Origin of the sequence: Streptomyces endophyticus (assembly GCF_035798155.1) — a bacterium.
Lineage (GTDB): Bacteria > Actinomycetota > Actinomycetes > Streptomycetales > Streptomycetaceae > Streptomyces > Streptomyces endophyticus.
The window spans coordinates 1-23,734 of the sequence record NZ_JAOZYC010000140.1; the positions used below are offsets into that span (position 1 = coordinate 1).

The window sequence follows — 23,734 nt, forward strand, 5'->3', positions numbered from 1 at the left end:
CCGAATCGCACGGTCCTGCTGCGCACAACGTCTCCCCACCTCGGTACGTCTCCGGATCGGTACATCTCCAGGCCAGGCCCTAGAACGGGAACTGCGAGCGCCCCCGCTGCACCGATATCCACTTCTGCGTGGTGAACGCCTCCACCGTCGCCTCGCCGTTGAGCCGCCCGATACCCGACTGCTTCTGCCCGCCGAAGGCGACGAGCGGCTCGTCGTGCACGGTCCCGTCGTTCACGTGGAACATGCCGGTGTCGATCCGCTGGGCGAAGTCGACCCCGCGCTCCACGTCGCCCGTGTGCACGGCGCCGCTCAGCCCGTACGGGGTGTCGTTCGCGATCCGTACCGCCTCCTCGTCCCCGTCGAACGGGATGAGCAGGGCGACAGGGCCGAAGATCTCCTGCCGCAGGACGGGGGAGTCGGCGGGCAGCCCGGTGAGCACGACCGGTTCGACCATGTTCCCGTCCACACCCCCGCGTACGAGAGCGGTGGCGCCCTCCGCGACCGCGGTGGCGACGACGCTCGAAATCGCCTCGGCCTGCGTGGAGTTGATGACGGGGCCGATGACGGTGGCGGGGTCGCGCGGGTCGCCCGCCTTGAGGGAGGAGACCTTCGCCACGAACTTCTCCGTGAACTCCTTCTCCACCTTGCGGTCCACGAGGATCCGGTTCGCCGCCATGCAGACCTGGCCCTGATGGACGTACCGGCTGAAGACCGCGGCGTCCACCGCGTAGTCGATGTCGGCGTCGTCGAGCACGGTCAGCGCGCTGTTGCCGCCGAGTTCGAGGATCGCCTGCTTGAACTGCGCGGCGCAGACCGTCCCGACGTGCCTGCCGACCTGGTCGGAGCCGGTGAAGGAGATGACCTTGGGCACGGGGTGGGTCAGGAACGCGTCGCCGATCTCGGCGATGTCGGTGATGACGACGTTGAGCAGACCGGCCGGCAGGCCCGCGTCCTCGAAGAGCTTCGCGATCAGCGAACCTCCGGTGACCGGGGTGTTCTGATGCGGCTTGAGGACCACGCCGTTGCCGAGCGCGAGCGCGGGCGCGACGGACTTCAGGGACAGCAGGAACGGGAAGTTGAACGGTGAGATGACCCCGACGACCCCGACCGGCACCCGGTAGAGCCGGTTCTCCTTGCCGTCCACCGGCGAGGGGATCACGCTGCACTGCGGGCGCAGCGCGAGCTGGATCGACTCGCGCAGGAACTCCTTGGCGAGGTGCAGCTCGAAGCCGGCCTTGACCCGCGTACCACCGAGCTCGTCGATGATCGCCTCGGCGATCTCCGCCTCGCGCTCCTCCAGGAGGCGCAGGGTGCGCTCGAAGACGGCGCGACGCGCGTACGCGTTGGTCCGCGCCCAGTCCTTCTGGACCCGCTCGGCCGCGCGATAGGCCTCGTCGACCTCTTCCACGGAGGCGACGGTGATGGAGGCGAGCTTGTCCCCGTTATAGGGATTGAAGTCGATGATGTCCCACGCGCCGCGTCCGGGACGCCACGAGCCGTCGATGTATTGCCGGTCCAGTTCCGTGAAGTAGGACATCTAATCCCTTGCTGCAGCGCCGGGCACCTTGTCGCACGTCATCGTACGGGCGGGCACCGACAGTTACAGCAAGAGTTTCGTCAACTCACAGCGGACTCACGCCAATTCGGACAACGCGTCACGGAGCAGTCGCACACTGTCCTCCGGAGAGGGGCACTGGGCCGAGAGTTCCGTCATTGCCTTCTCGTACTGCGTCACGTCTTCGCGCTTGTCCAAATACAGGGCGCTGGTGAGCTGTTCGAGAAAGACGACATCCGAAAGATCGGACTCGGGGAACGTGAGAATGGTGAACGTGCCGGACTCGCCGGCGTGCCAGCCGTGGCTGAACGGCATGATCTGCAGGGTCAGATGCGGGAGCGAGGCCAGCTCGATGAGGTGCTCCAGCTGCCCGCGCATCACCTTGGTCCCGCCCTGCACGCGCCGCACCGTGGCCTCGTCGAGCACGATGTGCACGTCCGGCGCCCGCTCGTCGACCAGCAGCTTCTGCCGTTCGATGCGCAGTGCGACCCGCCGCTCGATGTCCTCGCGCGCGGCCCCCTTCATGCCCTGCTCGACGACCGCGTGGGCGTACCCCTCGGTCTGCAGCAGGCCGTGCACGAACTGGGCCTCGTACCCACGGATCTGGGTCGCCGCGCCTTCGAGCCCGAGGTACGTCGGGAACCAGCCGGGCAGCACGTCGCTGTAACTGTGCCACCAGCCCGCGACGTTGGCCTCCTTCGCGAGCGAGAGCAGCGCGGAGCGCTCCGCCTCGTCATCGACTCCGTACAGCGTCAGCAGGTCGGCGACATCGCGCGTCTTGAAGCTCACCCGTCCCAACTCCATGCGGCTGATCTTCGACTCGGAGGCACGAATCGAGTATCCGGCGGCCTCGCGGGTGATCCCGTGCGATTCCCGCAGGCGCCTCAACTGTGAGCCCAGCAGGATGCGTCGCACCACCGAGCCTCCACCAGAGTTCAGCGCCTGGGGCGACCCCCATGCCTCCCCAGCGGTCACGTCTCTTCACCCTCCCCATTGGTCCACGGCCGAAGTCTGCCATCAAAACGCTCCAGCCTGTACTCGTTCGGTTACAGAAACGGAAAGATCGCGAACTACATGCGCAAGAAGTCGTAGGAAGAAATGCACGAGAAGCGGTACGGGGCCGCTCAAGTCGGGCGCGTGCACGTGCATCTGCCCTTGCATCCGCTGTACGCATTCGGAACGATGGCGCCACCACCGCTCGCTGCGTACTGCGAAAAATGGGGAGTACCTCGCATGGGGACGAACGGATCGACCATGCTTGAGCCTTTAGATGCATGGAGGCAGAGCTTGCCTCCTGTCGACCCCTCGGCCGTCTCCAGCACCGCGTCCTGTGCTCTGCCCGCCCGCTATGAAGCGGTGCGCTGCGCACGGGAGTTCAGCCGCAGGACGCTCGCCGACTGGGAGGCGTTGGAGCGCTTCGACGACATCTGTCTCGTCGTCTCCGAACTCGTCACCAACGCACTGCGGCACGGACTCCCGGCGGACACCCCGCACGGCCAGGATCCTCCTGTACGGCTCCATTTGATGTACTGGTCTTCGCGCGTAGTGTGCGCGGTCCGCGATCCCAGCAATGACAGCCCGGCCACCCAAGAGGTGGACATCGAGGGCGACTTCTCGGCGGAGTCGGGGCGCGGACTGTTCCTCGTCGACTCCTTCGCCGACAGCTGGGGCTGGCACCCCCTGGCCGGAGCGGTGAGCGGTAAAGTCGTCTGGGCACTCTTCAGGTTCTGAGAAGTACCCTTGACGCAGCGTCAGGCCCCGGCCGTCAGATGGTCGAATTCCCCGTCCTTCACGCCGAGGAGCATCGCCTCTATCTCCGCGGGCGTATAGACGAGCGCGGGCCCATCGGGAAAGTTCGAGTTGCGCACGGCGATCCTTCCGCCGGGCAACTTCGCGAACTCCACGCAGGAACCCTGCGAGTTGCTGTGCCTGCTCTTCTGCCAGACCACTCCGTGCAACTCCGTGGCCGCCATGCCGTTGTACACGTGGTGCACGGTTCGCTCCCCGGTGGTGCTGTCAGTGCTGTAACAGTGAATGATTCTGTGGCCTATGTGAAAGCCGGGACAGCGGTGATCAACTGCCCCAACTGTCCAGGATCATAGCTGCGTTCATATGCCCTTGCATGGGCAGATGCACGTGCACGCGGGGTGTTCTCGCAGTTACAGCTCGGAAAGCGCCTGCCCCGGTGCCCGCATTGCATGCGGTCGCCATCCACCGTCCATGATCTTTCGAGCCATCACCTGGGCCGGATCGTCCGGATCGAATCCTTCATGAACCAAGAAAAGGCGCGTCCCACGGCCTTCCTCGTACAGCGTCCAAGTGATCGTCCAGTCCGCGGAATTGGCCGGATCTCGATCCGTTCGGCGGGCATCGTCCAGCACTTGATCGGTTCGGGTCGGGTCGGCGCCCGCGTCGCGCGGCACCTTCGGGTGCTCGGAGAGGTCGGGCCGGGGTCATGTCGAAGCGGTTCGCCACGGTCTTCCCGCCTCGTTCCCAGTGATCCGCGTCACGCCGTTGCCGTCCGGGTCGGTCAAGCCTGCCATCCGGCCCCACGGCGGCCGCTCGGGGCCGCCGACCTCGACTCCGTGCCCCGACGTCTACGCTGGACCGCATGTCAGCGATCCGTCTGCTGGTTCTCGGGGCCGTACGCCAGCACGGCCGCGCGCACGGCTACCAAGTACGCAACGACCTGGAGTACTGGGGCGCCCACGAGTGGTCGAACGCCAAACCCGGCTCGATCTACCACGCGCTCAAGCAGATGGCGAAGCAAGGGCTGCTGCGCGCCCACGAGGTCGCGCCCTCCACGGCCGGCGGCCCGCCGCGCACCGAGTACGAGCTGACGGACCAGGGGCAGGAGGAGTACCTCACCCTGGTCCGTGAGTCGCTGACCTCGTACGACCAGCGGCCCGACATCCTCACGGCGGCGCTCGGCTGCATGGTGGACCTGCCGCGCGACGAGGTCGTGGGCCTGCTCAAGGAGCGGGTGCGGAGCATGGAGGAGTGGCGGCGCTCCGTCACGGAGTACTACACGCCCGAGGACGGCCCCGAGCAGCTGGGCCACATCGGCGAGATCATGAACCACTGGGTCTTCTCGGCCGACACCGGCGCGGAGTGGACCAGGGGTCTGATCAGTCGCATCGAGGGCGGCGCCTACACCTTCGCGGGCGAGGGCGAGCCCTTCGTCGGTGTGCTCGCGGAGGGGCAGGAGAACCCGTTCGCGGCGGGGGAGCGGCCCGCGGGGAACAACCGCTAATCAAGTTTGACGAATGGCTTCGCCTCGGTTACCTTCGCCCACCTAGTCAAGTTTGACTACGACCAGTTTGGTCACGGAGGGAGCCGGATGACGGACGCGATCGTCGCCGAGGGAGTGCGGAAGAGGTACGGGGACAAGGCGGCACTCGACGGCCTCGACCTGGTGGTGGGCCGGGGCACCGTGCACGGCGTGCTCGGGCCGAACGGGGCGGGCAAGACCACCGCCGTACGCGTCATGGCGACGCTGCTGCGGGCCGACGAGGGCCGCGTCGAGGTGGCGGGCCACGATGTGCGGCGCGCCCCGGACGAGGTCCGCCACCGCATCGGCCTGCTCGGCCAGCACGCGGCCCTCGACGAGGAGTTGAGCGGCCGGCAGAACCTGGAGATGTTCGGCAGGCTCCACCACCTGGGGGCCCGGCGCGCGGGGGTGCGGGCCGACGAACTCCTGGCACGCTTCGGCCTGGCGGACACCGGCCGCAAGGCGGTCAAGGCGTACAGCGGCGGCATGCGGCGCCGCCTCGACCTCGCCGCGTCGCTCATCACGGAGCCGGAGGTCCTCTTCCTCGACGAGCCGACGACCGGCCTCGACCCGCGTGGCCGCGCCGAGGTGTGGGACGCCGTGATGCTGCTCGTGATGTTCGGCTACCTGGTCGGTGGCGGCAAGGGGGTCGAGGGCGACTATGTCGACTTCCTCGTCCCCGGCATGCTCGCGCTGACCATGGCGTTCGGCCTGGAGTCGACCATGGTGGCGATCACCCAGGACCTCAACAAGGGAGTGATCGACCGGTTCCGGTCCATGCCGATGACGAACGGGGCGGTCCTCGTGGGCCGCTCGGTGGCGGACATGCTGCAGTCGGCGGCGTCGATCGTGGTCATGGCCGCGGTCGGCCTCGCCATCGGCTGGCGGGTGCACGGCTCGTTCGGCGCGGTGCTCGGGGCCTTCGGGCTGCTGCTCCTGCTGCGCTTCGCGATGCTGTGGATGGGCATCTGGCTGGCGATGGTGGCGGGGAAGCCGGAGCTGGTGCAGGCCGTGCAGATCCTGGTGTGGCCGGTCGGGTTCCTCTCCAACGCTTTTGCGGTGCCGTCGACCATGCCGGACTGGCTGGGCGCGGTGGTCGAGTGGAACCCGATGTCGGCGACGGCCTCGTCGGTCCGCCACCTCTTCGGCAACCCGGGCGGCGCGGACGAGGTGTGGCTGGCGGTGGCGTGGCCGGTGGGCCTGGTGGCGATCTTCTTCCCCTTGGCGGTACGGAGGTTCGCGAGGCTGAGCCACTAGCCGTCGCCGCCTAGTGGTGGAAGCCGGTGGCCGCGCCCCGGTCCCGCGTGAACGGGTGCGGCTGCGCGCGCAACTCCGGCAGCAGCCGCCCCAGGTCCTCCACCAGCAGCTCCGCCAGATCGGACGAGAACCCGTTGCGGCACACCACCCGCAGCACCGCCAGATCCTCCCGGTGCGCGGGGAACGTGTACGCCGGCACCAGCCACCCCCGCTCCCGCAGCCGCCGCGACACGTCGAACACGTCGTACGCCGTCACCTCGGGCGCCGTGGTGAACGCGAACACCGGCAACTCGTCGCCCCGCGTGAGGAGCTGGAAGTCGCCCAGCGCCTCGATCCGCTCCGCGAGGCCGCGGGCCACCTGCCGCGTCGCCTGCTGAACGGCCCGGTAGCCCTCCCTGCCGAGGCGCAGGAACGTGTAGTACTGGGCGACCACCTGCGCCCCCGGCCGCGAGAAGTTGAGCGCGAACGTCGGCATGTCCCCGCCCAGGTAGTTGACCCGGAAGACGAGTTCCTCCGGCAGGGCCTCCGCGTCGCGCCACAGCGCCCAGCCGACTCCCGGGTAGACGAGCCCGTACTTGTGCCCGGACGTATTGATCGACGCCACCCGCGGCAGCCGGAAGTCCCACGCCAGATCCGGGTCGAGGAACGGCGCCACCATCGCGCCCGACGCCCCGTCCACGTGCACGGGGATGTCGAGGCCCGTGTGCACCTGCAGCTCGTCGAGCGCCGCGCACAGGTCGGCGATCGGCTCGTACGAACCGTCGAAGGTCGAGCCGAGGATGCCGACGACGCCGATCGTGTTCTCGTCGCACAGCTCCGCGGCCGCGGCCGGGTCGAGGTGGAACCGGCCGCCCTCCATCGGCACCTGGCGCGCCTCCACCTCCCAGAAATTGCAGAACTTCTCCCAGCAGACCTGCACGTTCACGCCCATGACGAGGTTGGGGCGGGCCTCGCGCGAGGGGTAGCGGTCGGTGTTCCGCAGCGCCCAGCGCCGCTTGAGCGCCATCCCGGCGAGCATGCACGCCTCGCTCGACCCGGTGGTCGAACACCCCACGGCGGTGGACGGATCGGGCGCGTTCCACAGATCGGCGAGCATGGCGACGCAGCGCCGCTCCAGCTCCGCCGTCCGCGGGTACTCGTCCTTGTCGATCATGTTCTTGTCCCGGCACTCGCCCATGAGGACGCCCGCCTGGGGCTCCATCCACGTGGTGACGAAGGTGGCGAGGTTAAGCCGCGCGTTCCCGTCCAGCATCAGCTCGTCACGGACCAGCTGATACGCGGTCATGGGCGCGAGCGGCCCCTGCGGCAGCCGGTGCTTGGGCGGGGCGTCCGTCATCCCGGCCGTCGGGTTCGCCTCGCCGTAGAAGGGGTTGATGGCGAGGGGGCGCTCGTCGGGCTTGCCGTAGCGGTCGGCCGGGCTCTGATGCAGTGGTGACATGAGGGTCAACTCCTTTGTGTGAAAGGGAAGTTGTGTCTGTCTCGGGGTGCTCAGCGGATCGCCGACCCGTCCTCCGACAGTTGCATCTGCGGCCGACCCGTCACCAGTAGCCAGGCGGGCAATGACGCGATGCACATCAGGGCGATGATCGCGGGGGAGGCGACCAGGACGGCCGCCGTGAAGAGGCTGACCCAGCCCTGCCGGGTGACCGCGAGCAGTACCCCGAGGACTCCGGCCGCGATGCCGACCGACGGATTCACGCCGGGCACGAGCGCGTGCGCGAAAAGACCGAAGGCCGCCCCCACGAAGACGGCGGGGAAGATCCGCCCGCCCCGGAACCCGCACGTGGCGGCGATGAGCAGCGCCGCCAGCTTCACCACGGTCATCAGGGCGAACTCCCCGGCCGACCAGCCGTCCGGCGACCCGGCGATCTCCTTGACCTCCGCGAGCCCCTTGAACAGCGTCAGTTCGCCGCCGAGCGCCCCGAGCAGGCCGAGCACGAGCCCGCCCAGCGGCAGCGTCAGCATCGGGTGGCCGAGGCGGCCGAAGGCGCGGTGCACGTAGGGGAAGGCGTAGACGGCGGTCATCGCGAACACCGCGGCCGCGCAGGCGACCACGATCGCGGACAGGAGGTCGGCCCAGCCGGGGTCGCTCAGCGGCGGCAGGCCGAGGTCGAAGGAGGGCGAGGCGAGCAGGGCGGTGGTCATGGAGCCCGCGGCCGCCGCGAGCAGCGGCCCGAACATGTTGTCCCACAGCGAGCCCTTCATCGGCATCGCCTTCCCGGCCAGCGTCTCCGAGACGAGCAGCGCGGCCGCGATCGGCGTTCCGAACAGGGCGCCGACGGTCGCCGCCGTCGCCAGGCTCACCCACATCGTCGCCGGAGACTTCGGCACCAGCTTCTTGCCGAGCCAGAACGCGAGCCCCACGTTCACCGCGATGATCGGGTTCTCCGGGCCCAGGCTCGGCCCGCCGGCCAGCATCAGCGCCGCGGCGAGCGCGAGCCCCGGGAGCACGTAGGGCGGCAGCGGTGCCTCGCCGCCGAGCCCCATCGTCGCCGGGTCGGGCCCTGCGTGCCCCGGCACCTTCCAGACCACGAGCCCGACGAGGACGCCCGTGGCGGTGAGCATCACGATGATCCACAGCGCGGAGTAGCCGCCGATGCCGAGAGCGTCGGGCAGCTCTTCCCACACCAGGTCGGCCAGCTTCTCCGCGATCCAGTCGAGCGCGAGGAACAGCACGCTGCAGCCGACGCCCACCACCAGCGCGGGCAGGACGAACGGCAGCAGGGTGCGAGCGGAGACGGCGGGCGGGGGCGGCGATTCGATCTCGGTATGCGTGCTCACGGCGCCACCTTAAGCGGACATAAATGGCATAACACCGCGAAAACCCGCCGAAGGAATCGACTTGCACCTCACGTCACGTGAGGCCCCAAGCTGATTCGCGTACGAGAAAGGAGGCACGGCGGATGAGCTACTCCGTGGGTCAGGTCGCCCGCTTCGCCGCAATCACGGTGCGCACCCTGCACCACTACGACGAGATCGGCCTGCTCGCCCCGAGCGAGCGCAGCGCGGCGGGGCACCGCCGGTACGGCGAGGCCGACCTCGACCGGCTCCAGCAGGTCCTCTTCTACCGGGAGCTCGGCTTCCCGCTCGACGAGATCCAGGCCCTGCTTGACGACCCGGAATCCGACCCGCGCGAGCACCTGCGGCGCCAGCACGAACTGCTGAGCGCCCGCATCGAGAAGTTGCAGAAGATGGCAGAGGCCGTCGAACACGCCATGGAGGCACAGAAGATGGGCATCCAGCTCACACCGGAAGAGCGCTTCGAGGTCTTCGGCGACAAGGACCCCGAGGAGTACTCCGAGGAGACCGAGCAGCGCTGGGGCGGCACGGAGGCGTACGCCGAGTCGCAGCGGCGGGCCGCGACGTACTCCAAGGAGGACTGGCTGCGCATGAAGGCCGAGAACGACGACTGGCTCGCGCGCTACGTGGCGCTCGTCACAGCCGGCGAACCGGCCGACGGCGAGCGCGCCATGGACCTGGCCGAGGAGCACCGCGACCAGATCTCGCGGTGGTTCTACGACTGCCCGCACGAGATGCACGCCTGTCTCGGCGCCATGTACGTGGCCGACGAGCGCTTCAAGGCGTACTACGACGCCCTGGGCGAGGGCGTCGCCGACCACCTCAGCACCGCGATCCACGCCAACTCGCTGCGGAACGGCTGAACCACAGGTATGCCACAGTTTCCGCACAGTGCATCCTGAGGGGGCCACTGGAACCTGGCAGGGACAACCGGCGTTGATAACTTTGCACCGCCATTGCCTTGCCCTGCCTTTACCGCCGAAGCCCCTCAGGAGTCCGGACCCGTGATGACGCTTGCTCTAGGACCAAGCTGGCTGGACCCGGACTATCTGCTGAACACGTTCGGCATCTGGGGCCTGCTGCTGATCGTGTTCGCCGAGTCGGGCCTGCTGATCGGCTTCTTCCTGCCGGGCGACTCGCTGCTCTTCACCACGGGTCTGCTGATCACTTCGAAGCAGCTGGACTTCCCGCTGTGGGGGGCGATCGGGCTGATCTGCCTCGCCGCGATCCTGGGCGACCAGGCGGGCTACATGTTCGGCAAGAAGGTCGGCCCGTCCCTCTTCAAGCGCGAGGACTCCCGGCTCTTCAAGCAGGAGAACGTCACCAAGGCGCACGAGTTCTTCGAGAAGCACGGCCCCAAGTCCCTGGTCCTCGCCCGCTTCGTGCCCATCGTCCGTACGTTCACGCCGATCATCGCGGGCGTCTCGGGCATGCGGTACCGCTCGTTCCTCACGTTCAACGTGATCGGCGGCGTGCTGTGGGGCGCGGGCGTGACGCTGCTCGGCTCGTGGCTCGGCAACATCGCGTTCGTGCACAAGAACATCGAGGCGATCCTGATCCTGATCGTCCTGATCTCGGTGGTGCCGATCGCGATCGAGTTCCTGCGGGCCCGCGGCAAGTCGAAGAAGGAAGCCGCCCGGTCCGCACAGTCCGGGGAGCCCGGCGGCCCCGACGAGACCCCGCCCGCGCGACGCCGGCACGCGAAGCGCTAGAAGCCCCTCGTGCGCTTGGCCGCGCGCCGCCCCGCGGCGCCCGGCCCCTGCAGGAACAGGCGGGAGATCTCGCCACCGAGGTTCACCCCGATCGCGATGGCCAGGGCGAGCGCCGCCGCCTTGGCCAGGAACGTGAGCCCGCCGTTCACATCGCTGTGGGCGATCGCCAGCAGACCGAAGTACGTCGCCGAACCCGGCAGCAGCGGACCGATCGCGGCCGTCACGTACGGCAGCGCCGACGCGAACTGGTACCGCGAGAAGAGCTGCCCGAACAGGCCCACGAGCCCCGCCGCCGCGGCCGTCGCGGCCACCGGCGAGATCCCGCCCTGGTAGTGCAGCGCCCCGAAGATCGCGCCCGCGACCCCGCCGTTGAGCGTCACGGCGATCACCGTCTTGCGCTCCTGCTGCAACAGGACGGCGAACGCGAGCGACAGTGACATCGACGCGAGGATCTGCCAGACGGGCCGGTTGTTGGACCCGAGCGCCTCTTCCGGGTCGAGCTGCGCGTCCAACTGCACGCCTACGTAGAGCATGATCAGGACGCCGATGACGATGCCCACGAAGAAGTACATGACTTCCAGGAGGCGGGCCGCGGCCGTGATGTAGAAGCCGGTCAGGCCGTCCTGCACACCGGCCACGAGGGCCCGCCCGGGCAGCAGCGCGAACAGTCCACCGGTGATCACCGCGGATGCCTTCACATCCACGTAGTTGTGCGCGAGCGTCAGCGCGATGCCCATCGCGGCGGGCGGCATCGCGGCGATCGTGAACTGGTAGAACTCCGGGAACCCGCGCCCCGCGCAGAGCCATGCGAGGCGGTCGCCGAGCATCGCGCCTATCGCGGCGACGACGAACACCAGCAGGTCACCGCCGACCAGGATCGAGGCCGAACCGGCGAGCAGCCCGCTCGCCCCGGTGAGCGCCCAGCCCGGGTAGGGGTGCCGGTTCCTGCGGATCTCGGCGAGGCGCCGGTAGGCCTCCTCCAGGGAGACCTCGGCCTCCTCGTCGCTGATGTCGTCGACGAGCCGGTACACGGCCGCGAGGCGCGTGTAGTCGGTGCCGCGGCGCCGCACGGTGCGCGAGGCCGTCACCGGGTCGTCCACCAGGGACGGCTGGAAGCTGATCGACAGCAGAGTGAACGTTACTGTCGGCTCGCAGCGGTCGAGCCCGTAGGACCGGCACACGGCGAACATCGCCGCCTCCACGTCCTCGGCGCCCTCACCACCGGCCAGCAGCAGCTCCCCGATACGCAGCGTCAGGTCGAGCACGCGCGGAACGGCGGGGCCGGTCTCGGCGTCGTGCTTCTGCACCAGATCGGGGGCGGGCCGCTCGGCGACCGGCATCCGCAGCATGGTGCGCATCCGGTCCTGCCAGGGCGCCTCCTTGGTCAGCCTGACCATGGGGATGCCGTGCGGCGGGGTGAACGCGGCCGGCGACTCACGGGCGCTGTAGGTCCGCGGCCGCGTGAACGCGGAGCCCTCCGTGTCCACCGGCTCCGTTGCCTGCACGTTGAGCCCATTGGGGACCGCGAACTCCGAGGTGGTCGACGACTCCTCGTCGACCACCGGGGGCGGCGTGATGATCCCGATGGGCTGCGTGAACGCGCTGCGCGCCTCGTCGGACTGCGGCTTGCGGTCCTCTGGGGCCTCGGATTCCCGCTCCGTCACCTCTGTCGTTCCTCGCCCTTCACATCACTGCGGATCCGTGTAACCGCACGTACGCCTCAGTATGCGCACAGATACGCGAACGGGCCGCCCCAGGGGGGCGGCCCGGATGTGAACGCTGGGGGCTCAGTGGCCGCCGTTGTCCTGAGCGCGCTTGTAGGAACGCTCGATCTCGGCCTCGGCCTCGGTACGGCCGACCCAGTCGGCGCCCTCGACGGACTTGCCGGGCTCCAGGTCCTTGTAGACCTCGAAGAAGTGCTGGATCTCCAGGCGGTCGAACTCCGAGACGTGCTGGATGTCGCGCAGGTGCTCCATCCGCGGGTCCGTCGCCGGGACGCACAGCAGCTTGTCGTCGCCGCCGGCCTCGTCCGTCATCCGGAACATGCCGATCGCGCGGCACTTGATGAGGCAGCCCGGGAACGTCGGCTCGTCCAGGATGACCAGCGCGTCCAGCGGGTCGCCGTCCTCGCCGAGGGTGTCCTCGACGTAGCCGTAGTCCGTCGGGTAGGCGGTCGACGTGAACAGACGACGGTCGAGGCGGATACGACCGGACTCGTGGTCGACCTCGTACTTGTTCCGCGATCCCTTCGGGATCTCGATCAGGACGTCGAACTCCACCGGTGGCTCCTCAATGATCAACACAAACGTCTGGTGGTTAAGTGTCCCCTACGCAGATGTGTGATCGCGAAAGGGGCTGGTCCGCGGTGCCGGAGCCGAAGGCTTCGCAGCTCGTGAAGAGTGCGGCGAAGACTGTTGCCGGATCCAAGACCAAGCACGTCACGGTGGGCGCGACGGCGGTGGGTCTCGCCCTCGCGGCCGTCGTGGCGGTCGCGGCCGGTCCCTGGGACGCTTCCGGTCAGCGTAAGGCCGAGGCCGACCGGGCCGCCTCCTCGGAGACCGGAGGTGGCGCAGATCACGGCGGTGCGGCCGAGGCGGCGCCGAGCGCGCCCGTGGTGCTCGCGGCCCCCGGAGCGGCCGTGCCGGGCCCCACGAAGAGCGCCCTGGCCGACGTGCTCGACCCGCTCCTGAAGGGCTCCGCGCTCGGCGGCCACCGCACGGCCGCGGTCGTCGACGCCGTCACCGGAAAGAGGCTCTACGGAAGGTCGCCGGGCGACACCCTCACCCCGGCGTCCACGACGAAGCTGGCCACGGCGGTGGCGGCCCTCTCGGCCGCGGGCCCCGACCACCGCATCGCCACCCGTACGGCCCTGGAGAAGGACTCCAAGAAGCTGATTCTGGTGGGCGGCGGCGATCCGACCCTGACCGCCCGCGAGAAGAATCCTTACGGTGCCGCCGACCTGGGCACTCTCGCCGACGAGACCGCCAAGGACCTCAAGCGGCGCGACATCGGCGAGGTCACCCTCGCGTACGACACCTCGCTGTACTCGGGCCCCGACACCCACCCCATCGGCCCCAACGAGAACCTCGCCCGGGTCACCCCCCTGATGGCCGACGAGGCCCGCACCGACGACTCCGACAGCGGACCGGCCACGCGCGAGGGCGACCCGGCGGCGGCCGCGGCGAGGAAGTTCGCGGACCTGCTCGGCGACCGAGGCATCAAGACCAAGGGCGACCCGGCCTCCGGCAAGGCGTCCGAACGGGCGCGGAAGCTCGCGAAGGTGTCATCGCCGCCGCTGTCCGCGCTCGTCGAGCGGATGCTGACCCACAGCGACAACGACATCGCCGAGGCGCTCGCCCGGCAGACCGCGATCGCCGTGGGCGAGAGCCACGGCTTCGACGGCGCGGGCGTGGCCGTCAAGAAGCAGCTCGGAAAGCTCCGGCTGCCGCTCAAGGACACCCATTTCGCCGACGGCAGCGGCCTCGACCGCGCCGACAAGGTCTCCGCCGACCTGCTCACCGGCCTGCTCGCCAAGGCCGCCGACCCGTCCCGCCCCGAGCTGCGCTCCGTCCTCACGGGCCTGCCGGTCGCCGGCTTCACCGGAACCCTCGCGAGCCGCTACGAGGACGCGGCCGACGCCTCCGGCACCGGCCTGGTCCGCGCCAAGACCGGCACCCTCACCGGCGTCAACACGCTCGCCGGGACGGTCGTCGACGCCGACGGCCGCCTCCTCGTCTTCGCCTTCATGACGGAGGGCGCGACGGACCCCAAGGCCGCCCAGTCCGGCCTCGACCGCCTCGCCTCCTCGGTCGCCAACTGCGGTTGCAGGTGAACCCTTAAGGGTTCCGAGCGGCCGAAGTGGGGCGCCACTCCGGGGCCGATCCCCCTTCCGGTATGCGGGGGGTCACGTACCGTTGACGCATGACGAGCCTCGGCGGTGCTGCATCTTCGGGAATGGTCGACTGGAACCTCGCGGTCGCGACCGCGACCCGACTCGTACGACCAGGTCCCGAGGTCAGTCGGGACGAGGCACGGGCCATCGTCGCCGAGCTGCGCCGGCACGCCAAGGCCTCCGAGGAGCACGTACGCGCGTACACGCGCATGGCCACCGATTCCGACCACGACACCCCGGTGCTCGTGGTCGACCGGCCCGGCTGGGTGAAGGCCAACGTCGCGGGCTTCCGCGAGGTGCTCAGGCCGCTGCTCGACAAGATGAACGAGCGGCGCGGTTCGGGCCCCGGACCCGCCATGCTCGGCGCGGTCGGCGGCAAGGTCACGGGCGTCGAACTCGGCATGCTGCTCTCGTTCCTGTCCTCCCGCGTCCTCGGCCAGTACGAGACCTTCGCCCCCGCCACCCGTGACCTGCCCGCCGCGCCGAACGCCGGCGGAAGGCTCCTGCTGGTCGCGCCGAACATCGTGCACGTGGAGCGCGAACTCGACGTGGAACCCCACGACTTCAGGCTCTGGGTCTGCCTCCACGAGGAGACGCACCGCACCCAGTTCACGGCCGTGCCCTGGCTGCGCGACCACCTCGAGGGCGAGATCCAGTCATTCCTCGAGGAGACGGAGGTCGACCCGTCGACGTTCCTCGAGCGCGTACGGGAGGCGGCCCAGTCGCTCGCCGGAGGGCGCCCCGAGGGCGAGGAGGACGACGGCGGCCGCTCGCTCGTCGAACTGGTGCAGACCCCGGCGCAGCGCGACATCCTCGCCCGCCTCACCGCCGTCATGTCGCTGCTCGAGGGGCACGCGGACTACGTGATGGACGGCGTGGGACCGGCCGTCGTGCCCTCCGTCGAGGAGATCCGCGAGAAGTTCCAACAGCGCAGGCAGAAGGGCGCCTCACGGCTCGACCTGGCCCTGCGCAAGCTGCTCGGCCTCGACGCCAAGCTGCGCCAGTACCGCGACGGCGAGAAGTTCGTACGGGCCGTCGTCGACGAGGTCGGCATGGACGGCTTCAACCGTGTCTGGACGTCTCCCAACACGCTGCCGACGAAGGCGGAGATCGCCAAACCGGCGGACTGGGTCGCGCGGGTGCACAACAAGTCGGACGGCGCTCACGAAGCCCCGTAAGGCACGCCCATAATTGCCCAGGATCACCCATCCGAGGGACCGTAGGCCGTGGGCTGGCGTGCAATGCTCGGGGAACCGCTCGGCTCTGTCACCATCGACACACTCTGCGTGACTGATCTCACCCGGTCACCGTTGAGCGAATGAGCCGGGCCAGCCGGCGCTGGTCCGGTTCGAGTTGTCCAGCAGCGCCCACCCCCCAGACAACGGAATGAAGGGAACCGGACATGGGTCCCCATCCTGCGGTCGCGGCGATACGCCTGGCGGTCCGCCGCGTCCTCCACGACATCCTCAACGACTCCAAGCCGGACGCCGAGCCCGTGGTGCTCGTCGCCTGCTCCGGCGGAGCCGACTCCATGGCCCTCGCCTCCGCCCTCGCCTTCGAGGCCCCCAAACTCGGCATCCGTGCCGGCGGCGTCACCGTCGACCACGGCCTGCAGCCCGGCTCCGACGCCCGCGCCGAGGACGTCGTCCTGCGCCTGACCGCCCTCGGCCTGAAGCCCGTCGAGTCCGTCGCCGTCGACGTGGGACGCGACGGCGGACCCGAGGCCGCGGCCCGCGACGCCCGCTACGCCGCCCTCGACGCCGCCGCCGAAAGCCACGGCGCCGCCGCCGTCCTGCTCGGCCACACCCGCGACGACCAGGCCGAGACGGTCCTGCTCGGCCTCGCCCGCGGCTCCGGCATCCGCTCCCTGTCCGGGATGGCCGCGATGTCGGGCGCCGGCGGCCGCTACCGGCGCCCCTTCCTCACGCTCGACCGGCAGACCGCCCGCAAGGCCTGCCTCGTCCAGCATCTGCCCGTCTGGGACGACCCGCACAACACCGACCCGGCGTACACCAGGTCCAGACTCCGGCACGAGGGCCTGCCCGCCCTGGAGAAGGCGCTCGGCAAAGGCGTCGTCGAGGCTCTCGCCCGGACGGCCCAGCTGTCCCGCGACGATGCCGACGCGCTCGACACCTGGGCCCGCGACGCCGCGGAGTCCGTACGGGACGCGGCCGGGCTCCTCGAATGCGCCAAGCTGTACGCCCTGCCGCCCGCCGTACGCCGCCGAATCCTGCGCAGGACGGCCATCGAGGCCGGTGCCCCCGCCGGTGCGCTGTTCGCCCGGCACATCGAGGAGGTCGACCGCCTGATCACGGGGTGGCGGGGCCAGGGAGAGATCAATCTGCCGGGCAAAGTTCTCGCTCAGCGGCAGGGTGGCAGACTGGTCATCCGGCAAGGCTGACTCGACGGTCACGTCGCGGCGGCCGGTGGGACGACCGAAAGTGATGCGGGTGGACGCGAAAGACATGGGCACCGACCTACAGTCGGTGCTCATCACCAAGGAAGAGATCGACGCGAAGCTGGCCGAGCTGGCCGCGAAGGTCGACGCGGAGTACGCGGGCAAGGACCTGCTGATCGTCGGGGTCCTGAAGGGCGCCGTGATGGTCATGGCCGACCTGGCTCGTGCCCTGTCCACCCCGCTCACCATGGACTGGATGGCGGTGTCCTCGTACGGCTCGGGCACCCAGTCCTCCGGCGTCGTGCGGATCCTCAAGGACCTCGACACCGACATCAAGGACAAGCACGTCCTGATCGTCGAGGACATCATCGACTCCGGTCTGACGTTGTCCTGGCTGCTCACCAACCTCGGCTCGCGCGAGCCCGCCTCCCTCGAGGTGTGCACGCTGTTGCGCAAGCCGGAGGCGGCCAAGGTCGACATCGACGTGAAGTGGGTCGGCTTCGACATCCCGAACGAGTTCGTGGTCGGTTATGGCCTGGACTACGCGGAGAAGTACCGGAACCTGCCGTTCGTCGGCACCCTCGCACCGCACGTCTACGGCGGCTGAGTCGTCGTCAGTCCTGATCGCGGGGACGGGAACCCTCACGGGTCTCCCGCCGTTGGAGCATGCGAAGGGCAGATTCCCGGTCGTCCCCTGCGGCTTCGGGTGACAATGCTGGGGTACCGTCCGAAGAACAGTTCTTCAAACAGCTACAACAGCACCAAGAGCTCCAAACAGCCTTATCAAACTCACTATGGCAGGAGGGACGGGGCGGCTCCGCTCCGTATGGATGGACGTGAAGCGATACTTCCGTGGGCCGGTCATGTGGATCGTGCTGGCCGTCCTTGCCGTGGTCGTGTTGATGCAGGTCGTCGGTTCGTCCGGCGGCTACAAGACGGTGGACACCGGCCAGGTAATTCAGGCCATCAACGACAACAAGGTGGATTCGGCCAAGCTGACCACCGGCGATGAGAGCACGATCAAGGTCGAGCTGAAGGACGGCCAAAAGGTCGACGGCTCGAACAAGATCCAGGCCAGCTACATCGGCGACCAGGGCGTCGACGTGGCCAAGACTCTCCAGGCCAAGTTCGAGGACAAGCAGATTCCGGACGGGTACACCGTCTCGCCGTCGAAGCAGAACCCCTTCGTGGGCATCCTGCTCTCGCTGCTGCCCTTCGTTCTCATCGTCGTCGTGTTCCTGTTCCTGATGAACCAGATGCAGGGCGGCGGCTCCCGAGTCATGCAGTTCGGGAAGTCCAAGGCCAAGCTCATCACCAAGGACACCCCCAAGACGACATTCTCCGACGTCGCCGGCAGCGACGAGGCCGTCGAGGAGCTCTACGAGATCAAGGAGTTCCTCCAGGAGCCGGCCAAGTTCCAGGCTGTCGGCGCCAAGATTCCCAAGGGCGTACTCCTGTACGGCCCGCCCGGAACGGGCAAGACGCTGCTCGCGCGCGCTGTCGCGGGCGAAGCGGGCGTGCCGTTCTACTCGATCTCCGGTTCCGACTTCGTCGAGATGTTCGTCGGTGTCGGTGCCTCCCGTGTCCGTGACCTCTTCGAGCAGGCCAAGGCGAACGCTCCGGCGATCGTCTTCGTCGACGAGATCGACGCGGTCGGCCGGCACCGTGGTGCCGGACTCGGCGGTGGACACGACGAGCGCGAGCAGACGCTCAACCAGCTGCTCGTCGAGATGGACGGCTTCGACGTGAAGGGCGGCGTCATCCTGATCGCCGCCACGAACCGGCCCGACATCCTCGACCCGGCGCTGCTGCGTCCCGGCCGATTCGACCGCCAGATCGCGGTCGACCGTCCGGACATGCAGGGCCGTCTGGAGATCCTCAAGGTTCACCAGAAGGGCAAGCCGGTCGCTCCGGACGTCGACCTGTCGGCCGTCGCCCGCCGTACGCCGGGCTTCACCGGTGCCGATCTCTCCAACGTGCTGAACGAGGCCGCTCTGCTGACGGCCCGTTCGAACCGGAAGCTGATCGACAACCAGATGCTCGACGAGGCGATCGACCGTGTGGTCGCGGGCCCGCAGAAGCGGACCCGGATCATGTCGGACAAGGAAAAGAAGATCACCGCGTACCACGAGGGCGGTCACGCCCTGGTCGCGGCGGCCTCGCCGAACTCCGACCCGGTCCACAAGATCACGATCCTGTCCCGCGGCCGCGCGCTGGGGTACACGATGGTGCTCCCGGAGGAGGACAAGTACTCGACCACGCGTAACGAGATGCTTGACCAGCTCGCCTACATGCTGGGCGGGCGCGCGGCCGAGGAGCTCGTCTTCCACGACCCGACGACGGGTGCCGCGAACGACATCGAGAAGGCCACTGGTACGGCCCGCGCGATGGTCACGCAGTACGGCATGACCGAGCGGCTCGGCGCGATCAAGTTCGGCGGCGACAACTCCGAGCCCTTCGTGGGCCGCGAGATGGGTCACCAGCGCGACTACTCGGAAGAGGTCGCCGCGCTCGTCGACGAAGAGGTCAAGAAGCTCATCGAGACCGCGCACAACGAGGCCTGGGAGATCCTCGTCGAGAACCGCGACGTTCTCGACAACCTGGTCCTCGCGCTGCTCGAGAAGGAGACGCTGAACAAGGAGCAGATCGCCGAGATCTTCACTCCGATCGTGAAGCGCCCGGCCCGCCCCGCGTGGACCGGCTCCAACCGCCGCACCCCCTCGACCCGCCCGCCGGTGCTCTCCCCCAAGGAGCTCTCACTGACGAACGGGGCGAACGGAACGGCGCCCGCCATCGAGACCACCACCCCGGTGGACACGGTGAAGGAAGAGCGCCCCGAGAGCTGACCCGGCCCTCATTGGGCAGGCCAGACCCGGAATGCAGGCCGCGTCCCCCACGCTTTACGGTGTGGGGGACGCGGCCTTTGCGCTGCCGCGCGGGCATGTAAGTAGAGAAAGAGGCACCAGATGACCGACCCGGTGACGCTGGACGGCGAGGGCTCGATCGGCGAGTTCGACGAGAAGCGGGCCGAGAACGCCGTGCGTGAACTGCTCATCGCGGTCGGCGAGGACCCGGACCGCGAGGGCCTGCGGGAGACCCCGGGGCGGGTCGCCCGCGCCTACAAGGAGATATTCGCGGGCCTGTGGCAGAAGCCCGAGGACGTCCTGACGACGACGTTCGACCTGGGGCACGACGAGATGGTCCTGGTGAAGGACATCGAGGTGCAGAGCAGCTGTGAGCACCACCTGGTCCCCTTCGTCGGGGTCGCCCACGTCGGCTACATCCCGTCCGCCGACGGCAAGATCACGGGCCTGTCGAAGCTGGCCCGGCTGGTCGAGGTGTACGCCCGCCGTCCGCAGGTCCAGGAGCGTCTGACGACGCAGATCGCGGACTCCCTGATGGAGATCCTGGAGCCGCGCGGCGTGATCGTCGTCGTGGAGTGCGAGCACATGTGCATGTCGATGCGCGGGGTTCGCAAGCCCGGCGCGAAGACGATCACGTCGGCCGTGCGCGGGCAGCTGCGGGACCCCGCGACCCGCAGCGAGGCGATGAGCCTGATCATCGGGCGGTAATTCCCCGAGCCTCGCTTGTGGGACGAGAGGCGGCGGGGACCGGGGCGGAGCCCCGGGGCGTTCACGCGGCCGGGGCCGCGCCTTCCGTGTCGTCGTCCTCGGGCAACTTGCACACCCGCTCCAAGAAGATCGCCGCGGCGATCACGGCGACTCCGGCGACGACCGAGAGCCCGGCGTAGATCGCCTGATCGCGGCGGGCCGGGACGTCCAGCCGCTCCAGCAGGAAGATGCCGGTGCCGCCGTACATGCCGGCCACAAGCGCCGCGACCAACGCGCTTGCCTGGCCGAAGACCAGGGCGCGTGCCGCCATCATGGGGTCGACGCCCTTGGCCTCGGGGCGGCGCTCCCGCTGTGCACGCAGCCGGGAGCGGATGGAGAGGGCCGTAGCGAGCAGTACGGCGGCGATCGCGGCCAGCACGATGGGCGCGGCCAGCGGGACCTTCGGCAGGGTGCCGAGCGAGTCCCACAGGCGGGCGCCCGCCCAGGACAGCACTCCGGCTACGGCGAAGAGGCCGACCAGCGTCCTGATGCGCAGTTGCTTCATCCCGGTTGGTCGCCCCTCGTCCGTCATGGCCCTGTTGCCTGTGGCCGTTAACCGTGTCCGGTAGACCTTAACGATTACTCGGGGAGGTGGAGTTCCAGGTCGGCGCGTGCCGCGACGCCCTCGCGGGTCACGGCGTCGAGCAGCTGGGCGACCGCGCCGTGCCCCGGAAGCTGGGCCTCCGGCTCCACGTCGTGCCAGGGAACGAGTACGAAGGCCCGCTCGTGGGCCCGCGGGTGGGGGAGCGTGAGGTACGGGTCGTCCGAGACGACGTCGGCGTACGCGACGATGTCCACGTCGATGGTGCGGGCGCCCCAGCGCTCGTCCCGTACCCGGTGGAAGGCCTCCTCGACCGCGTGCGCGCGCTCCAGGAGCGAGGAGGGCGGCAGCGTCGTCTTGAGGACGACGACGGCGTTGAAGTACGAGGGCTGGCTGTCCGGGGCGACGCCCCAGGGCTCCGTCTCGTAGACGGGCGAGACGGCCTTGACGCGGACTCCGGGGGTGTCCTCCAGGGCGTCGACGGCGCCCTGGAGGGTCTCCAGGCGGTTGCCCAGGTTCGCGCCGAGGGAGATGACGGCGCGCTTGGGGTTGGAGAGCGTGGTGTCGGCGGCGTCGACCTGTTCCACCACGGAGGTCGGCACCGGCTGGACGGTCGGGTCGAACGGAGTTTTGTTCATACTCGGCTCCGGGTGATGGTGACGGTCACGTCGTCGAAGGGCACGGTGATCGGTGCGTCCGGCTTGTGGACGCAGACCTCGACCTCCTGGACGCCTTCGTGCTTCAGACATGTCTGGGCGATGCGCTCGGCGAGTGTCTCGATGAGATCCACGGGGTCGCCCGAGACCACGGCCACGACCTCCTCCGCCACGATGCCGTAGTGCACGGTCTTCGCCAGGTCGTCGTCGGCCGCGGCCGCTCGCGTGTCCAGGCCGAGCACCAGGTCCACGACGAAGGTCTGGCCCTCCTCGCGTTCCTTGGGGAAGACGCCATGGTGCCCACGGGCCTTGAGGCCGCGCAGCGCGACACGATCCACGCGAATCACTCCTGCAGTCGTTGGTGAAGGCCGGTCCCACCGATGTGCGGTCGATGTCCCGGCCTCGATCGAATCTACCTTCGGGCACTGACAGCACCGGTCCGCGGGGGCTATGACTGATCCCACCCGACACACCAGCCCCACCATGCGCTCTCGGCTGGTAGCCGCCCATACCCAGGCGGTGAGGGGCCCAACCTCGCATCCGGATTTCGGCCTTTATCCGGGCTCGATTCGGGCTCTATGGGGATGCCTGCCCACTCAGGCGGGTGAGCCGTCCTCGTCCCCGTTGCCCATCTCGTCGGATTCGTCATCCGATTCCGCGAGCACGGGGGAGGCGTGGTGCGACCAGATCTTCCAGCCGTCGCGGGTGCGCCGGAACACGTTGGTGGCGACGACGCGCTGGCCGACGAGCGGGCCGAGTTCGTCGCCCTCCTTGGGGGCGGGGCCGCCGCTGAGGATGTTCTCCGTGCAGGTCACCAGGGCGGTGTCGGCGACGACGCTGATGTGCACGTCGGTCAGGAAGAACTGGATGTACTCGGTGTTCGCCATGATCAGCGCGTACGAGCGGAGCACCTCGCCCCGGCCCGTGAGCACCGGCCAGCCGGGGTGCACGCAGCTGACGGAGGTGTCCTCGGCCTCGTCCGGGTCGGCGTCCTCGGCGTATTCGGCGTCCTCGGGGGCGAGCCACAGGGTGGTGAGTTCCTCGAAGGCGCCGCGTTCGACGGCTTCGTAGTAGGCGCGGTTGGCGGTGTCGACGGCTTGGACGTCGGCCTCGGTCACTGGGCTCCTTCGACCGCGCGTGCCACGCGGACGGCGTCGGCGGTGGCCCGCACTTCATGGACGCGCACGGCCCAGGCGCCCGCCTGTGCGGCGAGCGCGGAGACGGCGGCGGTGGCGGCGTCGCGCTCGCGGGCGGGCGGCGGGGCGCCCTGCTCGCCGGCCAGTACGTGGCCGAGGAAGCGCTTGCGGGAGGCCGCGACGAGGACCGGGTGGCCGAGCGCGTGCAGTCGGTCCAGGTGGGCGAGCAGGGAGAGGTCGTGCTCGGCGTTCTTGGAGAAGCCGAGGCCGGGGTCGAGGACGATGCGGTCGGGGGCGATGCCGCCCTCCAGGGCGGCCTCCACGCGCGCGTGCAGCTCGTTCACGACTTCGGAGACGACGTCCTCGTAGGTGCCGGGCACATTGGTGCCCTCCAGGAGGCCACGCCAGTGCATCACGACGAAGGGCGCTCCCGTGGCGGCGACGACCGGGACCATCTCCGGGTCGGAGAGGCCGCCGCTCACGTCGTTGACCAGGGAGGCGCCCGCGGCGAGGGACTGCTCGGCGACGGAGGCCCGCATGGTGTCGACCGAGACCGTCACGCCTTCGGAGGCGAGGCCTCGTACGACGGGGATGACGCGCCTGAGCTCCTCGTCCTCGTCGACGCGGCTGGCGCCCGGACGGGTGGACTCGCCGCCGACGTCCACGAGGTCGGCGCCCTCGGAGACCAGGTCGAGGCCGTGTTTGATCGCGGCGGTCGTGTCGAAAAAGCGGCCGCCGTCCGAGAACGAATCGGGCGTCACATTGACGACCCCCATGACCGCGCAGCGGTCCCAAACGGGGAGGTTGGCTACGTGGCCCCGGCGGACCTGCGACGTGCTCATGACCTCAAGCCTAGGCCCTTCGCGGCGGGCGGGATCTCGCGGCTTTGGCGGCCCGCGAAGGTGC

General features: G+C 69.3%; 22 protein-coding genes and 2 pseudogenes. 11 read left to right on the top strand and 13 right to left on the bottom strand.

What is annotated here, in order from left to right; genetic code table 11:
- Window positions 1-79: 79 nt before the first annotated feature.
- Both OKJ99_RS26145 and OKJ99_RS26150 read right to left on the bottom strand, forming a co-directional pair.
- The gene (locus tag OKJ99_RS26145; RefSeq protein ID WP_326019987.1) at window positions 80-1,537 is read right to left on the bottom strand and encodes an aldehyde dehydrogenase family protein; all 1,458 of its coding nucleotides are present in this window, start codon (window positions 1,535-1,537) and stop codon (window positions 80-82) included.
- Between the two features lie 96 nt (window positions 1,538-1,633).
- Window positions 1,634-2,530: a helix-turn-helix domain-containing protein gene (locus OKJ99_RS26150; protein ID WP_407700762.1), complete on the bottom strand. Its 897-nt coding sequence runs from the start codon at window positions 2,528-2,530 to the stop codon at window positions 1,634-1,636.
- Between the two features lie 258 nt (window positions 2,531-2,788).
- Between OKJ99_RS26150 and OKJ99_RS26155 the strand changes: the two genes are divergently transcribed.
- Entirely contained in the window at window positions 2,789-3,286 is a 498-nt protein-coding gene (locus OKJ99_RS26155) for an ATP-binding protein (RefSeq protein WP_326019988.1), read from the top strand.
- Window positions 3,287-3,306: 20 nt separating this feature from the next.
- On the opposite strand, the gene OKJ99_RS26160 is transcribed toward OKJ99_RS26155, so the two are convergent.
- Window positions 3,307-3,549, bottom strand: a complete 243-nt coding sequence (locus OKJ99_RS26160; RefSeq protein WP_326019989.1) for a DUF397 domain-containing protein — start codon at window positions 3,547-3,549, stop codon at window positions 3,307-3,309.
- 165 nt (window positions 3,550-3,714) lie between these two features.
- Window positions 3,715-3,921, bottom strand: a pseudogene (locus OKJ99_RS26165) (SRPBCC family protein); the annotation flags it as partial.
- Between the two features lie 245 nt (window positions 3,922-4,166).
- Here OKJ99_RS26165 and OKJ99_RS26170 point away from each other — a divergent pair.
- Window positions 4,167-4,808 carry a PadR family transcriptional regulator gene (locus OKJ99_RS26170; protein ID WP_326019990.1) on the top strand — a complete coding sequence of 214 codons (642 nt, stop codon included), beginning with the start codon at window positions 4,167-4,169 and terminating at the stop codon, window positions 4,806-4,808.
- Between the two features lie 87 nt (window positions 4,809-4,895).
- Window positions 4,896-6,083: an ABC transporter ATP-binding protein/permease gene (locus tag OKJ99_RS26175; RefSeq protein WP_326019991.1), complete on the top strand. Its 1,188-nt coding sequence runs from the start codon at window positions 4,896-4,898 to the stop codon at window positions 6,081-6,083.
- Between the two features lie 10 nt (window positions 6,084-6,093).
- On the opposite strand, the gene OKJ99_RS26180 is transcribed toward OKJ99_RS26175, so the two are convergent.
- Together OKJ99_RS26180 and OKJ99_RS26185 are read right to left on the bottom strand one after the other, a co-directional pair.
- Entirely contained in the window at window positions 6,094-7,521 is a 1,428-nt protein-coding gene (locus OKJ99_RS26180; protein ID WP_326019992.1) for a glutamate decarboxylase, read from the bottom strand.
- 50 nt (window positions 7,522-7,571) lie between these two features.
- Complete coding sequence (locus tag OKJ99_RS26185; RefSeq protein ID WP_326019993.1) at window positions 7,572-8,864, bottom strand: ion channel protein; 1,293 nt, start codon at window positions 8,862-8,864, stop codon at window positions 7,572-7,574.
- 122 nt (window positions 8,865-8,986) lie between these two features.
- On the opposite strand from OKJ99_RS26185, the gene OKJ99_RS26190 reads away from it, so the two are divergent.
- The gene (locus OKJ99_RS26190; protein WP_326019994.1) at window positions 8,987-9,745 is read left to right on the top strand and encodes a MerR family transcriptional regulator; all 759 of its coding nucleotides are present in this window, start codon (window positions 8,987-8,989) and stop codon (window positions 9,743-9,745) included.
- Between the two features lie 141 nt (window positions 9,746-9,886).
- Window positions 9,887-10,543, top strand: a pseudogene (locus tag OKJ99_RS26195) (DedA family protein); the annotation flags it as partial.
- A 47-nt stretch (window positions 10,544-10,590) separates the two neighbouring features.
- Here the strand turns inward: OKJ99_RS26195 and OKJ99_RS26200 are convergent.
- Both OKJ99_RS26200 and OKJ99_RS26205 read right to left on the bottom strand, forming a co-directional pair.
- Window positions 10,591-12,258: a threonine/serine exporter family protein gene (locus OKJ99_RS26200; protein ID WP_326019995.1), complete on the bottom strand. Its 1,668-nt coding sequence runs from the start codon at window positions 12,256-12,258 to the stop codon at window positions 10,591-10,593.
- Between the two features lie 123 nt (window positions 12,259-12,381).
- Window positions 12,382-12,873, bottom strand: a complete 492-nt coding sequence (locus OKJ99_RS26205; RefSeq protein WP_266711337.1) for an inorganic diphosphatase — start codon at window positions 12,871-12,873, stop codon at window positions 12,382-12,384.
- 56 nt (window positions 12,874-12,929) lie between these two features.
- Between OKJ99_RS26205 and dacB the strand changes: the two genes are divergently transcribed.
- The 6 genes from dacB (at window position 12,930) to folE (ending at window position 20,456) form a co-directional block, all read left to right on the top strand.
- Window positions 12,930-14,426 (top strand): D-alanyl-D-alanine carboxypeptidase/D-alanyl-D-alanine endopeptidase, encoded by a 1,497-nt coding sequence (dacB, locus tag OKJ99_RS26210; protein ID WP_407700763.1) that lies wholly within the window; start codon window positions 12,930-12,932, stop codon window positions 14,424-14,426.
- An 89-nt stretch (window positions 14,427-14,515) separates the two neighbouring features.
- Window positions 14,516-15,664 carry a zinc-dependent metalloprotease gene (locus OKJ99_RS26215; protein ID WP_326019997.1) on the top strand — a complete coding sequence of 383 codons (1,149 nt, stop codon included), beginning with the start codon at window positions 14,516-14,518 and terminating at the stop codon, window positions 15,662-15,664.
- 224 nt (window positions 15,665-15,888) lie between these two features.
- Window positions 15,889-16,887 carry a tRNA lysidine(34) synthetase TilS gene (gene tilS / locus OKJ99_RS26220; RefSeq protein ID WP_326019998.1) on the top strand — a complete coding sequence of 333 codons (999 nt, stop codon included), beginning with the start codon at window positions 15,889-15,891 and terminating at the stop codon, window positions 16,885-16,887.
- A gap of 43 nt (window positions 16,888-16,930) precedes the next feature.
- Window positions 16,931-17,491 (top strand): hypoxanthine phosphoribosyltransferase, encoded by a 561-nt coding sequence (hpt, locus tag OKJ99_RS26225; protein ID WP_266718689.1) that lies wholly within the window; start codon window positions 16,931-16,933, stop codon window positions 17,489-17,491.
- A 223-nt stretch (window positions 17,492-17,714) separates the two neighbouring features.
- The gene (gene ftsH / locus OKJ99_RS26230) at window positions 17,715-19,730 is read left to right on the top strand and encodes an ATP-dependent zinc metalloprotease FtsH (RefSeq protein ID WP_326020048.1); all 2,016 of its coding nucleotides are present in this window, start codon (window positions 17,715-17,717) and stop codon (window positions 19,728-19,730) included.
- 120 nt (window positions 19,731-19,850) lie between these two features.
- Window positions 19,851-20,456 carry a GTP cyclohydrolase I FolE gene (folE, locus tag OKJ99_RS26235; protein ID WP_326019999.1) on the top strand — a complete coding sequence of 202 codons (606 nt, stop codon included), beginning with the start codon at window positions 19,851-19,853 and terminating at the stop codon, window positions 20,454-20,456.
- Between the two features lie 61 nt (window positions 20,457-20,517).
- Here the strand turns inward: folE and OKJ99_RS26240 are convergent, their stop codons facing one another.
- The 5 genes from OKJ99_RS26240 to folP all read right to left on the bottom strand — a co-directional run bounded on the left by OKJ99_RS26240 (window position 20,518) and on the right by folP (window position 23,670).
- Window positions 20,518-21,000: a DUF3180 domain-containing protein gene (locus OKJ99_RS26240; RefSeq protein ID WP_326020000.1), complete on the bottom strand. Its 483-nt coding sequence runs from the start codon at window positions 20,998-21,000 to the stop codon at window positions 20,518-20,520.
- A gap of 74 nt (window positions 21,001-21,074) precedes the next feature.
- Window positions 21,075-21,674 carry a 2-amino-4-hydroxy-6-hydroxymethyldihydropteridine diphosphokinase gene (folK, locus tag OKJ99_RS26245; RefSeq protein ID WP_326020001.1) on the bottom strand — a complete coding sequence of 200 codons (600 nt, stop codon included), beginning with the start codon at window positions 21,672-21,674 and terminating at the stop codon, window positions 21,075-21,077.
- Window positions 21,671-22,030, bottom strand: coding sequence for a dihydroneopterin aldolase (gene folB, locus OKJ99_RS26250; RefSeq protein ID WP_326020002.1), 360 nt, complete (start codon window positions 22,028-22,030; stop codon window positions 21,671-21,673). The genes folK and folB overlap by 4 nt, the downstream gene beginning before the upstream one ends.
- Window positions 22,031-22,288: 258 nt before the next feature.
- A complete protein-coding gene (locus tag OKJ99_RS26255; protein ID WP_326020003.1) occupies window positions 22,289-22,810 on the bottom strand; it encodes a nuclear transport factor 2 family protein in 522 nt (173 codons plus the stop codon).
- Entirely contained in the window at window positions 22,807-23,670 is an 864-nt protein-coding gene (gene folP, locus OKJ99_RS26260; protein WP_326020004.1) for a dihydropteroate synthase, read from the bottom strand. The genes OKJ99_RS26255 and folP overlap by 4 nt, the downstream gene beginning before the upstream one ends.
- Window positions 23,671-23,734 lie beyond the last annotated feature (64 nt).